The 14,322-nt window shown below is 55.2% G+C and carries 9 protein-coding genes; 1 reads left to right on the forward strand and 8 read right to left on the reverse strand.

The features are described from left to right. Positions 1 to 481 precede the first annotated feature (481 nt). The 7 genes from J1W56_RS17135 to J1W56_RS17165 all read right to left on the reverse strand — a co-directional run bounded on the left by J1W56_RS17135 (position 482) and on the right by J1W56_RS17165 (position 10,805). Entirely contained in the window at positions 482 to 2,500 is a 2,019-nt protein-coding gene (locus tag J1W56_RS17135; protein WP_223614504.1) for a putative 2-aminoethylphosphonate ABC transporter permease subunit, read from the reverse strand. Continuing rightward, complete coding sequence (locus tag J1W56_RS17140) at positions 2,484 to 3,599, reverse strand: putative 2-aminoethylphosphonate ABC transporter ATP-binding protein (protein WP_223614505.1); 1,116 nt, start codon at positions 3,597 to 3,599, stop codon at positions 2,484 to 2,486. The genes J1W56_RS17135 and J1W56_RS17140 overlap by 17 nt, the downstream gene beginning before the upstream one ends. Before the next feature lie 122 nt (positions 3,600 to 3,721). Beyond that, the gene (locus tag J1W56_RS17145; RefSeq protein ID WP_223614506.1) at positions 3,722 to 4,744 is read right to left on the reverse strand and encodes a putative 2-aminoethylphosphonate ABC transporter substrate-binding protein; all 1,023 of its coding nucleotides are present in this window, start codon (positions 4,742 to 4,744) and stop codon (positions 3,722 to 3,724) included. A gap of 276 nt (positions 4,745 to 5,020) precedes the next feature. Beyond that, the gene (gene phnY / locus J1W56_RS17150) at positions 5,021 to 6,478 is read right to left on the reverse strand and encodes a phosphonoacetaldehyde dehydrogenase (RefSeq protein WP_223614507.1); all 1,458 of its coding nucleotides are present in this window, start codon (positions 6,476 to 6,478) and stop codon (positions 5,021 to 5,023) included. A 19-nt stretch (positions 6,479 to 6,497) separates the two neighbouring features. After that, positions 6,498 to 7,754, reverse strand: coding sequence for a phosphonoacetate hydrolase (phnA, locus tag J1W56_RS17155; RefSeq protein WP_223614508.1), 1,257 nt, complete (start codon positions 7,752 to 7,754; stop codon positions 6,498 to 6,500). A gap of 27 nt (positions 7,755 to 7,781) precedes the next feature. Then, positions 7,782 to 8,984: a 2-aminoethylphosphonate--pyruvate transaminase gene (locus J1W56_RS17160; protein WP_223614509.1), complete on the reverse strand. Its 1,203-nt coding sequence runs from the start codon at positions 8,982 to 8,984 to the stop codon at positions 7,782 to 7,784. A gap of 150 nt (positions 8,985 to 9,134) precedes the next feature. Next, positions 9,135 to 10,805: a Na/Pi cotransporter family protein gene (locus tag J1W56_RS17165; protein WP_223614510.1), complete on the reverse strand. Its 1,671-nt coding sequence runs from the start codon at positions 10,803 to 10,805 to the stop codon at positions 9,135 to 9,137. 146 nt (positions 10,806 to 10,951) lie between these two features. Between J1W56_RS17165 and J1W56_RS17170 the strand changes: the two genes are divergently transcribed. Continuing rightward, positions 10,952 to 11,824 carry a LysR substrate-binding domain-containing protein gene (locus J1W56_RS17170; RefSeq protein WP_223614591.1) on the forward strand — a complete coding sequence of 291 codons (873 nt, stop codon included), beginning with the start codon at positions 10,952 to 10,954 and terminating at the stop codon, positions 11,822 to 11,824. Here the strand turns inward: J1W56_RS17170 and J1W56_RS17175 are convergent. Continuing rightward, a complete protein-coding gene (locus J1W56_RS17175) occupies positions 11,821 to 14,298 on the reverse strand; it encodes a GcvT family protein (protein WP_223614511.1) in 2,478 nt (825 codons plus the stop codon). The genes J1W56_RS17170 and J1W56_RS17175 overlap by 4 nt on opposite strands. Positions 14,299 to 14,322 lie beyond the last annotated feature (24 nt).

Here is a 14,322-nt window from a genome sequence, read left to right on the forward strand (position 1 = left end):
TAGAATGGCTAATCACGGCCATCCCAATGGCGGGCCATGGCAGGAAGATGGCACATTGCTTGGAAGACGAATGCGCCCAATGACTGAGATGGGCCATTCAAGCCATATTGCTGGTTGCGTTGTCCGCACCGGTTCCCATATCGACGATTTGAACGATGATGCCTGATTGATTCAAAGGAGCTGTTGGACGTTTATTCAGCCTCTTTATGCGTCATCTGTTAGAACCTCACGTTGAAATCTGCCTTGAAGCCATGCTGGCGGACTTCGGCTGCGATCCGCCCCTGATAAGAGAGACCGAGGGTTGCCTGCAGGGGCAGCTTGTGTCGTTTGCTTGGCATTCTCAGTATCCCTTACCGGCTCAAAAGCCATACTTCATAAAGGATCACTTTGCAGGGGGCAGACCAGCCTCTTCCGGGTTCCAACTCCAATCGATTACCAAATCTGCCCGCACTATAATTATAGCTCGCTCGCTTCGGCATTTTCAGCCTCGGCTGCGCCATGCCTGAGTCCGGACGAGCACAGCACGAGACAATCCCGCGTGAACAAGACGTGCCAGCACATTGGTGTAAAAGATCATCATGCCCATGGCTGCCGCTGGTGCGATATCGCCGGCGTCATCCATGTTGAGCACCGCAACGGAGGCCAATGCCGTATCCGCGGAATAGATGAAAACCACAGCTGAAACGGTGGTCATCGCATTGACGAAGAGATAGATCGAGATGTCGAGAATAGCTGGCAGACAAACTGGAACGGTCACCCGGGCGAACAGCTTGTAGAAAGGCTGTTTCAACGAAGCGGCAACGGATTCGAACTCCTGATCGATCTGCTTGAGGGCCGTGAGAGCCGTCAGATGCCCCACCGTGTAGAAGTGGGTAATGGTGCAGATAACCAGAATGGTCATTGTGCCATAGATCGAATGCAGTGGGTTGGCAGGATTGTTGAAGAAGAAAATATAGGCAAGTCCCAGCACCAGACCCGGCACAGCCATGGGCAGCATTGCCAGGAAATGGAAAATGGCGCGGCCTTTCCAGAACCCTTCGGTCTTTTCCACCATGTAGGCGCCGGTGAAAACGATAATGGTTCCGAATATCGCTGTCAGCCCTGCTAGCTGGATGGAGTTCTTATAGGAGCCCCAGCCGCCGCCATCCATGTGGTTAAAGGCAAAATTCTTCAGACTGAGACTGAGGTCGTAAGGCCAGAACTTGACCAGTGCCGCCAGTTGGCAGACCAGCAATATTCCGATGATGAAGACAGCCACCAATGCACACCAGACGAGGCAAAGGCGGTCGAACCGCCGGTTCGGCTTCGGCTCATAGGGAACGGATCGCGCCGAAAGCAGTGCCACCTGCTTTTTCTGCACCAGACGATCGACAACAAACGCGGCAAGTGCAGGGACAAGCAGGATCACCGAGACAACAGCGCCCATTTCAAAATTCTGCTGGCCGATGACCTGCTTGTAAATATCGACCGCCAGGACATTGTACTGGCCACCGATCACCTTCGGCAGGCCAAAATCCGTGATTGCCAGCGTGAACACAACGAAAGCTGCCGAGATGAGCCCATAACGTGCTCCCGGTATGGTAACGGTCCAGAAGGTACGCCAGCGGCTGGCACGCAATGACGCCGCAGCCTCGTAATGGCGCTGGTCGGAAATGGCGAGCGCCGTCGAAATAATGATCAGCGCATGCGGAAACGTGAAGAAAACGGAACCGACAACGATGCCCAGCGGTCCGTAGATGGATGCACCAAACAGCACGTCCCGGATCATACCCTGATTGCCGAAGAGATAGATCAAGGCAATGCCGGGCAAAAGCGAAGGCACAAGGATTGGCGCCATTGCGATCATACGGAACACACCCTTGTATCGCATGCAACTGCGGTTCATCGCATAGGCAAAGCCAAAGGCGATACCAACTGTCAAAACAGTGCTGATAACCGCTATGAACAATGAATTCTGGATGGACCGGAACAGCGTCGGTGTAGAAAAATAGCTGACATAATTATCGAAACCGGTGGACCGTGACGATCTCAGCGCAACACGGCGAAAGGTGTTGGAATCCACCTCCTGCCATTGAGTGCCTCGATGCAGGTCCGAGCCGATCAGATAGGTCGTATCATCCGTGGTGCCGCGTATTCGGTATTTTACCGGGCTGCGGAAGCTGAAGTCTGGAAAGAAGCTGGTCGCGGCGAGCCTGCCATCGGCGTTCGTTGCAAGTTTATCTGGCGGGAGAACCGAAAGCCTGTCGTTCAGCACAGCTGCGGTGGTGGCTTGACTGAAATTACCGGCCGCATCGCTCACCTGAAACTCGTACCGGGTCAGGTCAAAACTATAAGTGGAGAACGATTTCGATAGCATTACATAAAGCGGCGCAGCCAGTGCAACGATCAGATAGAGCGAAATAACGATCATCAAGCCGCGTTTGACCAGATCATCTGTGTCCAACTGCAGTCTTGGTGTGTTGTGAGGAAGCGGTATGAGCAAATCAGTGACTGCTGCCATGGTGACCTCCGTTCGGAAACACCAGAAGACGGTCGGCAGGCAGCTCCACCGTCAAAGCCCCACCTTCAGCAAGGCCAAGACGCCGGGCAGCATTGATCGAGAAGTCCGCGATGAGAACCTCGTCACCAAGCCTTTCACCGCGCAAACGGGTGCGCCAGAAGGAACCGAGAAACTCCATCTTGCCAATGATGACGTCGACGAGATTCGCCGTGTCGCCTGATTTGGATCCTGGCTCGTATGGAATGACATCTTCTGGGCGTATCGCCACAATGACAGGTTCATTCACACCGAAAGCATGCTGACGACAATTCAGGTGACCGTTGCCGAAAGCCACCTCATGCCTGTCTGTTGCGCGTGCCCGCAACTTGTTGGTCTCACCAATAAAATCGGCAACGAACAAAGTGCGAGGATGCCGATAAACTTCGGTTGGCGTGCCAACCTGTTCGAGGATGCCATGATTCATGACAACGATGCGATCCGCCATCGACAGCGCTTCTTCCTGGTCGTGAGTGACCATGATGGTTGTGACGCCAAGCTTGCGCTGCAATTCCTTGATCTCGTGGCGCAAATGCACGCGTACCTTCGCGTCCAGCGCCGAGAGTGGTTCGTCAAGCAGCAATAGGCCGGGGGAAATGGCTATAGCCCGGGCGAGAGCGATGCGCTGCTGCTGACCGCCGGAGAGCTGCGCCGGATATTTACCGGCTTGATCCTGAAGGCCGACCAAGAGGAGCAGTTCTTTTACCCGGTCTTCGGTTTCGCGCCGCGACCGCCTGGCATTTTCAAGCCCGAAGGCAATATTCTTGGCAATGGTCAGATTGGGAAACAGGGCATAGGATTGAAACACAATGCCGTAGTCCCGTTTTGACGGAGGCAGCGTGGAGATATCCTTGCCGCCCTGCTGAATAGTTCCCCGGCTTTGCAAATCAAGTCCGGCAATTGCCCGCAGAAGCGTGGTTTTCCCACATCCGGACGGTCCAAGGAAACAAACGAACTCACCTTCCTTGATATCAAGCGAGACGTCTTTCAACGCATGAAATTCGCCAAATGCTTTCCACAAATTCGAGATCTGCAAATACGCCGGGTCACTGGATGGTGTCATTGGGCGCACCTCCGTGGGCGTTGCCGCAGAGCGAGCAAGAGTTTCATGTCTCATGGGGGCACCTCGCAAGGATTGATAAAGGGTGCCGCCTGAGCGGCACCCGGTTCAAATGCTGAATGCCCTCAGCTTTTCGGTTCCGATTTGGAATCGTAGCGTGTGTTCCATTCCTTGAGGATCGCGTTGCGGTTCGTAGCCGCCCACTCAAAGTCATTCTTGATCATCTTCGAGGCGACATCCGTCGGCAGATTCTCCACCGGCTTGGCAATACCCGGCATTGCCAGAACGGCATAACCAACATTGTACATTTCATTGGCTTTCTTGCTGATCGACCAATCCATCAGCACCTTGGCCGCCTCAAGCTTCGATGTGCCCGCCATGATAGCACCAGCTTCTGCTTCCCAGCCTGAGCCTTCTTCCGGGAAAATGATATCGATGGGGGCTCCGGCAGACTTTGCCTTGGCACCGGGAAATTCAAAGGAGACACCAATGACAGTCTCTCCAGCGCCAGCCATCTTGCAAGGCTTCGAACCGGAATGGGTGTAGCTCGAAATATTCTTGTGCAGCCCGTCCATAAAGGACCAGGCATCCTTTTCGCCGAACATCTGCAGCCAAGCCGAAACATCAAGGAAACCCGTACCGGACGAGGCCGGATTTGGCATCACGACATGGTCTTTGTATTCGGGCTTGGTCAGATCTTTCCAGCTTTTTGGCGGGGTCAGGCCGAGCTTCTTACCTTCAACGGTGTTGTAGCAAATCGCCGCCACATAGGCATCCATCCCCACCCAGCTCGGCGGTGTGGAATTATCGACGAATTTCGGATCAAGCTTTTCGACACCGGCTGGGGCATAGGGCTCCAGCATGCCTTCGCTTTTCAGCATCAATAGCGAAGATGCCGCGACACCCCAGACCACGTCAGCTTGCGGATTGTTCTTTTCGGCAAGGAGTTTGGCCGTCATGACACCCGTGGAATCGCGCACCCAGTTGATCTTGATATCCGGATGATCGGCATTGAACGTGTCTGCATAACGCTGCAGATCAACCGCCTCGAAGGCGGTGTAAACGGTCAATTGAGTCTCGGCATAGGCCGCCGATGACAGAAGCGTAAAGGCAAAGGCGGCAAGCGCCACAGATTTGTGCGTGTTCATGACTTGGTTCCCATTTTTTAAAGATCGGCTTATGCGCTTTTTTGCTTGGGAAAGGTTCGCCGCCGTCAACCGAGAAATGTCTCATCTTGCCAGAACGCGCCCAGTCCATACGTTGATAGTGCGGAACACCCTTTGATAAGTAAAATCTATTTATCTGATATTATTATTGGAAAAATCGATGATGTGGCGGACAATGAAAGCAGCGAAAATCCTGCATTTACAAATGAAAAGAGAGCGCATTGCGCCCTCTTTTCGCGTCAAAAACAATGGTTTCATTCAGGCCCAGGGCAATGAATAGGTCTTGATATTCGTGTAACTCTTCATGGCCTCGGAAACGCCTTCCTTATAGCCATTTCCGGAATCCTTGATGCCGCCGAAGGGAGACATTTCAATCCGATAGCCCGGGACTTCCCAGATATTGACCGTGCCGACCTGAAGACCCGCAATGTATTTCTGCATGCGGCGGAAATCATTGGTGCATACACCCGACGACAGGCCAAAGGCGGTGGAATTGGACAGCGCTATCAAAGCATCGTCATCATCCGGAGCGCGGATAATCGGGATGATTGGACCGAAGGTTTCCTCCATGACAAGCTCGGAAGCATGGGGCACGTGATCGACAACAATCGGCGGCAGCAAGGCACCTTGCCGGCCGGGATTGTAGAGGATATCGGCACCCTGCTCGGCCGCCATGTGCACGCGATCTTCGAAGAGAGCTGCAGCTCTTTCATGAACAACGGTTCCAAGATCCGTCGAACGATCCATCGGATCACCGAAGCGCAGTTTCTTCGCCCGTTCCAGCACCAGCGGCACGAACCGGTCAGCGACCTTCCCCTGACACAGGATACGCTTGACCGCAGTGCACCGTTGGCCGGAATTCTTGGTCGCGCCGGCAACTGCAAGATCAGCGGCTTTGGCAAGATCATCGTCGCTCAGATCATTGAGGATGATGAGCGGATCATTGCCGCCAAGTTCCAGTACGGCGCGCTTATAGCCCGCCGCACTCGCAATCATCTTGCCGACAGGAACGCCGCCGGTGAAGGTGATGAGCTCAATGTTCGGATTGGTGATCATTTCCAGGCCGATATCCGCCGGCCACCCGGTGACAACGGACAGCATTTCCGGTGGCAAACCGGCTTCGTAGAGAATATCGGCCAGCACGAGGGCGGTCATCGGCGTCAGTTCGGTTGGCTTGCAGACAACGCAATTGTTGGTGGCGATAGCCGGAGCAATCTTGTGCGACACCATGTTGAGCGGATGATTGAAAGGCGTGATCGCGGAGATCGCCTTCAACGGCTCACGCATGGTGAAGATTTTCCGCGCCTTGCCGTGAGGGGTCAAATCACAGGAAAAAATCTGACCATCATCCTGAATGCACATCTGCGCCGACAGAGTAAATACATCATAAGCCCGGCCGACCTCGTAGAGTGAATCGGCTTTGGAGATACCCAACTCCAGTGTGATCAGATTGGCGATCTCTTCCCTGCGGCTGGCAAGCGCTTCGGCGGTGCGAAACAATATCTGCTGACGTTCATAACGCGTCAGCTTCGGCGTGTAATTCGCTGCGATCTGGAAAGCTTGCCGCGCATGCTCCGTGCGGCCAGCTGGAACCGTACCCACCACTGCACCGGTATAGGGGTAGTGAACCTCAATCACATCGTCTGCATCGACCTTCCGCCCTGCAATGCGCATCGGCTCGTGCCGTACTTTAAACTCTGCTTCCACCTTGACCATGATCCTGTTTCCCCGCGACTTACGCCAAGGCCGCGGCCATGGCGGCATAATGGAAGGCATCGAAATTGCGCAGCTCCGGAGCATTCGGCAGATCAGGCAATTTGCGGTTGACGATGAAGGGCACCACCTGCTCGGTCAGACCACCATGCGAACGCAATGGCTCGTTCAATGCCGCAAGGTCATGACGGTGCTCACTGGTGCCGAGCGTCTTGTTTTCCGTTGAAAGGAAGACAATGTCACCAATCCGATCATTGGGCAGTTCGAAACGCTCGCATGCAGCAGCATTGTCGAGCACCACATCAATGCCTTCAATCTTCGCCAAACGCGCCATGATATCGGCTTGATCGGCTCCGTCCGGCAAATACGCGGTGGCGAACGAACCCAGTGCGCCGTGATGCACGACATAGGGGTCGGTGATCGGCAGAATGACGCGAGCGGCATCCTTACCCAGCCAATCGTCAAGCAGATCCTGAACATAAATAACGTCCGGCGATCCGTCCGCCTTATGCTTGGGCTTCATGCCATGGTCAGCCGTAACGACAATCGCCGCACCCAAGGCGTCGAGTTCAGCCAGGTATTTGTCGAACATCTCATAGAATGCATTGGCCTCGGGAACACCCGGTGCATATTTGTGCTGCACGTAGTCCGTGGTGGTCAGGTACATCACGTCAGGTTTGAAGGTCTTCAGCAGCTTCACACCGGCCGCAAACACAAACTCCGACAATTCCGCCGAATAGACCTCCGGGACAGGTCTGCCCAGCCATGCCGACGCGTTGTCGATACCGTGCTCCGCCTTGGTTGATTTGTCAGACTTTTCTGACGAGAAGCAGATTGCGCGATCCTCATCGAACGCCAGACCATGGCCAAGCAAGGCACGCAGCTTATCCTTCGCCGTGACGACAGCCACGCGTGCACCGGCATCGTAATAGGCTTTGAAGATGGTCGGCGCACGCAGGAAGCGCGGATCGTTCATCATCACTTCCTTGCCCGTCTCGCGCTCGTAGAGATAATTGCCGCAAATGCCGTGCACAGATGGCGGGCGCCCGGTGGCAATCGACATGTTGTTGGGGTTGGTAAAGCTCGGGATGACGCTATGGGCCATGCGAACAGTGCCCTTCTCCTTGATTTTGACCAGAGCCGGCATCAACCCCGCTTTGATCGCCTCATCGAGATAAGCGGGCTCGCAACCGTCGAGGCAGATTGCGATGGCCGTCACGCGCGGCCAAGCATAATTACGGCCGTTGACGCTGACATTGACGGGGGACATCTGGTTCATCGGAATAATCCTTGTTTATGAAGCGGTTCAGGCGGCAAGTTTGGCGCGTTCGGCGATAGCAGCGGCAGGAGGCGCCGCCGTATCAACACCCATCTCGCGCAGGGATTCTCTGGCAGCCTTGACGACGCGGCGCATGACATGTTCGTCCATGCGGCCGATGCAGCCAACACGGAAGCTGTCCACGACGGTCAATTTGCCGGGATAAATGATAAAGCCCTTGTCTTTCATCAGTTCGTAGAAGCGATCGAACGAAAAGTCCGGATGGGCAGGATTGAAGAAGGTGACGATGATCGGCGAAAGCCAGCGGTCCTTGAGCAGGGTTTCAAAGCCAAGTTCGCGCATTCCTGCGACCATCACATCGCGGTTGTTTGCGTAGCGCGCACCGCGTCCGGCAACACCACCTTCCACTTCGTGCTGGCGCAGTGCTACCAGAAAGGCTGCAACCACGTGCGTCGGCGGCGTATAGCGCCATTGCCCGGTCTTGATCAGATGCGCCCACTGCGCATGCACATCGAGACTGAGTGAATGGCTGCGCCCCTTGGCGGCTTCCAGCTCGCTCTTGCGGGCAATGATGAAGCCGAAGCCAGGTACGCCTTCAATGCATTTGTTTGCGGACGAAACCATCGCCTCATAGCGGATTTCGTTTACATCGAGCGAGATGGCACCGAATGCACTCATCGAGTCGATCAGCAGCTTGCGCCCCTTGGCATAGACCGTCTCCGAAATCTCGTGCACCGGATTAAGGATGCCGGAGCTGGTCTCGCAGTGGACGATGATCACATGGGTAATGGCGGGATCGGCGTCGAGCGCAGCCGCAACCTCACTTCCGCGTGGGGGCATGTAGTCGCCCTTATCGATCACGGTATGGGCCCGGCCAAGATAGTCCAGCGTTTGTGCAATACGTTGGCCATACGCTCCATTGACCAAAACAAGCGTTTTACTATCCCGTGGCAGGAAACTGCCCAGCATGGCCTCAACGGCGAATGTGCCGCTTCCCTGCATAGGAACACAGTCAAACTCATCATTTTTGTCGCCGGTCAGCGCGAGGAGGCGGCTGCGCATTTCCGCGGTCATGGCGCGAAAATCGCCATCCCACGAACCCCAGTCACGCAGCATCGCCTGCTTGACAGCATAGGAGGTAGTGAGCGGGCCGGGTGTCAGAAGATATGGTTCGCCAAGCTCTGGCGTTTCGAATGGGGTTACCGCTGTAGTCTGGCTTCCGGTCAACATTGTCATTCCTCCTGACTGACATGAAGTGCTCTTGTCCATCATCTCCCATGGATACGATATATATGTAAAATCGTTATTTTGTATCTATGTATAAATCTAATCGATACATCGTGCATGAATTGAGACAACCCGGTTCGGCATGAAAACTGGTCAGGCGGGTTGAGCCAGCCGGCTTTCCAGCAGATGACCATTCTGGGTCAGGATCGGATACGCCGCCGAGGCAAATAGAGAGTTGATCTCTTTGAACGCCCGTACTGTTTCCAGATGAATATCGCTGGTTTCGATGCTCTCCTGCGCACCGGATTGCAAACGATGCAAATGCCGTTCGTGGCTTTGGCGTTCGAGCTTGCGCATCCGCTCTTTTTCTATGACGAGTTGCCGCGCTGAAACCACATCCCCCGAAACCAGTACATTCATTGCGAGTTGCATATTGACGAGGACGCGCTCGTGAATTGCAGTCAATTCCGACCAGCCGGCCTTTGAAAAATGCAAATCCTTCTCATTTTTCTCCAGCGCAAGAACCAGAAGATTCTTGGCAATAATATCTCCGGCCCGTTCGAGATTGATACAGAAGTCTATCAACTCGATGCCCCGCTGCGCTTCTAGCGCGGTCATGATTCCACGGTTGATTTCGGCGATATAGAGCTTGATATCGGTGTGAGCGCGATTCACCTTGATGTCCAACTTTTGAGCCTGTTCGATCTGTGCCTTTGTACCGGCGTCAAGGAGTTTCATCACCGGCTGCAGCATAATCTCGACCACCTCACCCATATGCAAAACCTCACGCGTTGCACTTGCCAAGGCCAAACCCGCAGTCCGAATGACTGTCCTATCTAGCGCGCTTATGCGCTGCGAGGTCAGGTCATTCACATCGTTTTTCTGAGGCGCAATATCGGGAAGCATTAACAAAACAAGCCGTTCGACAAGCCCGGTCAATGGAAGACAGAAAACAAGCAAACCAAGATTGAACGCCAGGTGAAAATTAACGAGCTGGCGCGCCTGGTTCGTCCCAAGCAGGTCAAGGGGGACAGCCGTCAGATGCAGTATTATCAGCGCAATCACAGCGGCGATGCCGCGAAATATGAGATTGCCAAGGGGCAATCGCCGGGCTTCCAAGCCCTGACCGCGTGTCAGCCAAAACCCGATCAAACCTCCACCAAGGTTGGCGCCCAGTATAAAGACGAATCCTACCTCTGTAGGCAAAAGACCCTGCATCGCAAATGTAACAAACAAGAGGATTGCAGCAACGCTGGAATGGATCAGCCAGGTGAAAAGCGCTGCCACGAAAAATGCTGTCAGATAATCCTCCTTGAGATAGCCTATCGCTACCGGCAAAAATTCGCTGTGCCGCAAGGGCGCGGTTGCCTCGGCAATCATGTGCAGCGACAAAAGAATGAATGCTATTCCAAGCAGAATGCGTCCTATTTGAACAATCAACCGCGACTCGAACTTGAGAAAGAGGGTTCCACCGGCCAGCAACAAGACTGGAATCATCCAACTGAGATCAAAGGACAGTATCTGTACCACCATTGCCGAACCAACATCGGCTCCGAGTAGGATCGCAAGCCCCATCGAAACCACCAGAACACCGCTGGCGGCAAAGCCGGACGCAAGAACGGCGACCGCCGTTGAACTTTGCAGCACAACGGCAAGTGCTGCGCCAGCTGCGGCAGCCCTGATCTTACTGTTCCTTGTGCCACGCAGCGCTTCACGCAAACTGGATTCAAAAGCGCGCTCAACGCCGGTTCGAACCATACGGACAGCCCACAGCAACAGCATCGTTGCACCGGAAAGATGGAGAAGGACTAGTGAAAACTGCATAACAACGGCTCCCTCCGGAACCGTGCAAGAGGCGACTGATCCCATTACAGACTCAATTGAGCCTGCACATAAATCAAATCGTTAGTTTCGATATTTATATTAACAAAACTTATGATAAGTTCGCGCTGAACTGCTTGGGAGATATTATGCGCTACGTTCAGCTTCGTGCCTTTCACCATGTGGCAATCTACGGCGGGTTTTCCCGTGCGGCCGAGATGCTGTTCCTGACCCAGCCGGCGATTTCCGATCAGGTACGCAAGCTCGAAGAAGAATATGACATCCTGCTGTTCAATCGGAACAAGAAGCAGGTGACCCTGACGGAAGCCGGGCAACGGCTTCTGGAAATAACCCACCGCATGTTCGATACGGAGCAGCAGGCACTGGAGCTTCTTTCAGAATCTCGCGCCCTGCGCGCAGGGACGTTGCGTATCGTCGCCGATGCGGCGCACCATCTCCTGCACATTCTCGGCACATTTCGCGAGAGATATCCAGGCATTCAGGTTTCCGTACGCGCAGGCAATACCGAGACTGTGATCAGCAGCCTCTATAGCTATGAGGCCGATATTGGCGTCCTGGGCGAGGTCCCTACCGGGCGTGATTTTGAAATACTCAAGCTCAATTCAACCCCTATCGTCGCCTTTGTCTCCACCGAACATCCGCTCGCCACAGCAAAATCACTTACACTGGAAGAGCTGACACATTTCCCGTTGGTCATGCGCGAGCGCGGCTCGAAAACCCGGCAAAAATTGCAGGAGCGTGCTGCCAGCATGGGCTTTGAGCTCAAGCCAGCCATCGAGGCGGAAGGCCGCGAGGCCGTCCGTGAAATCGTGGCATCCGGCGCTGGCGTTGGCTTTGTGTCATCCGCCGAGTTTGGCAAGGATAATCGTCTTGTGCAGATTCCCATCGCCGGGCCGGACGTGCTGATGGACGAAGCACTCATCTGCCTGCGCGAGCGCAGCGCAGGCAAACTGGTGCGTGTCTTTCTCGACATCGCCAAGTCACTGGGACCGGCAGCCTAAGCGGCTGCCTGTACCGTCACGATATCGGCCTTCACCCGATCAGACTTTGGATCATAGGGACTGCGCATGTGCGCTGTCGCCGGGTAAAGTTCGCCCGCCAGATCGATCGAGAAGCTGCCGCTTTCGATGAACTCCTTGCTGACACCATCTGGATGTTCGATCAATCCAAGCGCTACTGAACGGCCAAGCGTATGGCCATAGGCGCCCGAGCGAACCTCGCCAACCGGTTTGCCATCGCGCAAGATCAGCTCGCCGCCCCAAAGCATCGGGACGCTATGATCTACCGTAAACTGCACAATGCGCCGGCGTAGCACGCCGCCTTCCCTTGCCTTGACCAGCGCGTCCTTCCCGATGAAACCGCCGGGCTTGTCCAAGGCGACAGCAAAGCTAAGACCGGCTTCGAAAGGATTGATGTCAGGCGTTAGCTCGCGGCTCCAGGCACGGAAGCCCTTCTCAAGGCGCAGTGCTTCAAGTGCATAGTAACCCGCATCGATGAGCCCCAGTTCGCGCCCCGCTTCGTGCAATGTCTCGTAAACACCAACGGCAAATTCCGTCGGCACGATGAGTTCCCAGCCGAGTTCGCCGACATAGGTCATACGGTTGGCGTAGGCTGTGGCATAGCCGATGTCGATTTCGCGGATCGTCGCGAAGGGAAAGCCCTCGTTCGACAAGTCCGCTGACGTGACTTTACTGAGAACAGCGCGGGAGTTTGGGCCCATCAGCGCAAGAACGGAGTAAGAGGAGGTAACATCCGTAAGACAGGCATGCGAACCTTCCGGCGTATTCCTGTGGATCCAATCAGCGTCATGCACCGCCTGAGCCGAGCCTGTCACGATGAGGAATTTATCGGCCGCAAGCCGCATCACCGTCAGATCAGTTTCATAGCCGCCGCGTTCGTTCAGCATGCCGGTATAGACTGAGCGGCCGATTTCAACATCGACGTCGGCGGCGCAAATGCGGTTGAGTACAACGCATGCGTCCCGTCCCTGTACCAACAGTTTTGCGAAAGACGTCTGGTCAAAGAGCGCCACTGTTTCGCGGGTCGCCTTCATTTCGCGCTTCACCGCCTCATGCCAGTTCTGTCGGCCAAAGGCATATTGTGTTTGCGGCTTTTCATCCGCCGCGGCAAACCAGTTTGCCCGTTCCCATCCCATTTTCGAACCAAAGCATGCACCTTTGGCAGCAAGACGGTCATAAAGCGGCGAGCGGCGGAAGGGACGAGCCGTATCGAGCTCACGATTTGGCCAGGGCATGGCGTAGTGCAGGCCAAGCGTTTCCTTGACCCGGTCATGCAGCCATCGCGGATTGTTGTTGAACGAGGCAAAACGGCGGATATCGACCGGCCACAAATCCATGGTTGGGGCGCCATTGACGATCCATTCGGCCAGTGCCCTGCCCGCGCCGCCGGCACTGGCAATACCCATCGAATTGAAACCTGCGCCAACAAAGAAATTCTTCAATTCCGGCGCTTCGCCAAGAATGAAGTTGTTATCGGGCGTAAAGCTCTCTGGGCCGTTGTAGAATTTGCGCACCTCCGCATGTTCCAGCTGCGGCACCCGGATCAGCGCATTCTGCATCAGTATTTCGAATTGATCCCAGTCGTCCGGCAGCAGTGCGAATTCAAAGTTCTCCGGAATGCCGCTCATTCCCCATGGCTTGGCCTCCGGCTCAAACCCGCCCATGACAAGACCGCCGACTTCTTCCTTGAAATAGATGAAACCATCGGGATCGCGCAGCACTGGAAGATCGGGATGAACGCCGTCGATCTTTCCGGTCACGATATACATGTGCTCAGCGGAATGCAGCGGAACAGACACACCGCACATCAGACCGACCTGCCGGGCCCATTGGCCCGCACAGTTCACCACGACGTCAGCAGCAATATTGCCTTGATCAGTCTCCACCCCACAGGCAACGCCGTTTTTGACGGTGATACCGGAGACCTTGACCCGCTCGATGACACGCGCACCGCGATTGCGGGCTCCCTTGGCAAGCGACTGCGTCAGATCGGTGGGATTGGCCTTGCCGTCGCCAGGCAGCCAGACAGCGCCAACCAGATCGTCCGATGCCATGACAGGCCAGATATCCGCGGCTTCCCTTGGTGAAACGACGTCCACGTCAACACCCTGAGCACGCGCCGAGGCGGCGGTACGCTTCAGGACAGTCATGCGGTCCTGCGTGCGGGCAACGGCAAGCGAACCGCAGTTCTTCCAGCCGGTTGCAAGACCGGTTTCAGCCTCCAGTTCGCTGTAGAGTTTGGTCGAATATTTGATCAGGCCTGTCATGTTGGCATGGCTGCGAAGCTGCCCGACAAGGCCTGCTGCGTGCCACGTGGTGCCTCCACTAAGCTGGCCCTGTTCCAGGAGAACCACATCGGTCCAGCCAAGTTTGGTCAGGTGATAGGCGACAGAACAACCGATAATGCCCCCACCGATGATGACTACACGTGCCTGTGTTGGAAATGCTTTCGTCATGACGATCCACCCATCAAAAAGAGA

Origin of the sequence: Phyllobacterium calauticae (genome assembly GCF_019991125.1) — a bacterium.
GTDB lineage: Bacteria > Pseudomonadota > Alphaproteobacteria > Rhizobiales > Rhizobiaceae > Phyllobacterium > Phyllobacterium calauticae.

What these genes read in the sequence shown, in the direction of transcription:
- J1W56_RS17135 (WP_223614504.1), bottom strand. Translation starts at nt 2,500, where the DNA reads ATGGCAGCAGTCACTGATTTGCTCATACCGCTTCCTCACAACACACCA.
- J1W56_RS17140 (WP_223614505.1), bottom strand. Translation starts at nt 3,599, where the DNA reads ATGACACCATCCAGTGACCCGGCGTATTTGCAGATCTCGAATTTGTGG.
- J1W56_RS17145 (WP_223614506.1), bottom strand. Translation starts at nt 4,744, where the DNA reads ATGAACACGCACAAATCTGTGGCGCTTGCCGCCTTTGCCTTTACGCTT.
- phnY (WP_223614507.1), bottom strand. Translation starts at nt 6,478, where the DNA reads ATGGTCAAGGTGGAAGCAGAGTTTAAAGTACGGCACGAGCCGATGCGC.
- phnA (WP_223614508.1), bottom strand. Translation starts at nt 7,754, where the DNA reads ATGAACCAGATGTCCCCCGTCAATGTCAGCGTCAACGGCCGTAATTAT.
- J1W56_RS17160 (WP_223614509.1), bottom strand. Translation starts at nt 8,984, where the DNA reads ATGTTGACCGGAAGCCAGACTACAGCGGTAACCCCATTCGAAACGCCA.
- J1W56_RS17165 (WP_223614510.1), bottom strand. Translation starts at nt 10,805, where the DNA reads ATGCAGTTTTCACTAGTCCTTCTCCATCTTTCCGGTGCAACGATGCTG.
- J1W56_RS17170 (WP_223614591.1), top strand. Translation starts at nt 10,952, where the DNA reads ATGCGCTACGTTCAGCTTCGTGCCTTTCACCATGTGGCAATCTACGGC.
- J1W56_RS17175 (WP_223614511.1), bottom strand. Translation starts at nt 14,298, where the DNA reads ATGACGAAAGCATTTCCAACACAGGCACGTGTAGTCATCATCGGTGGG.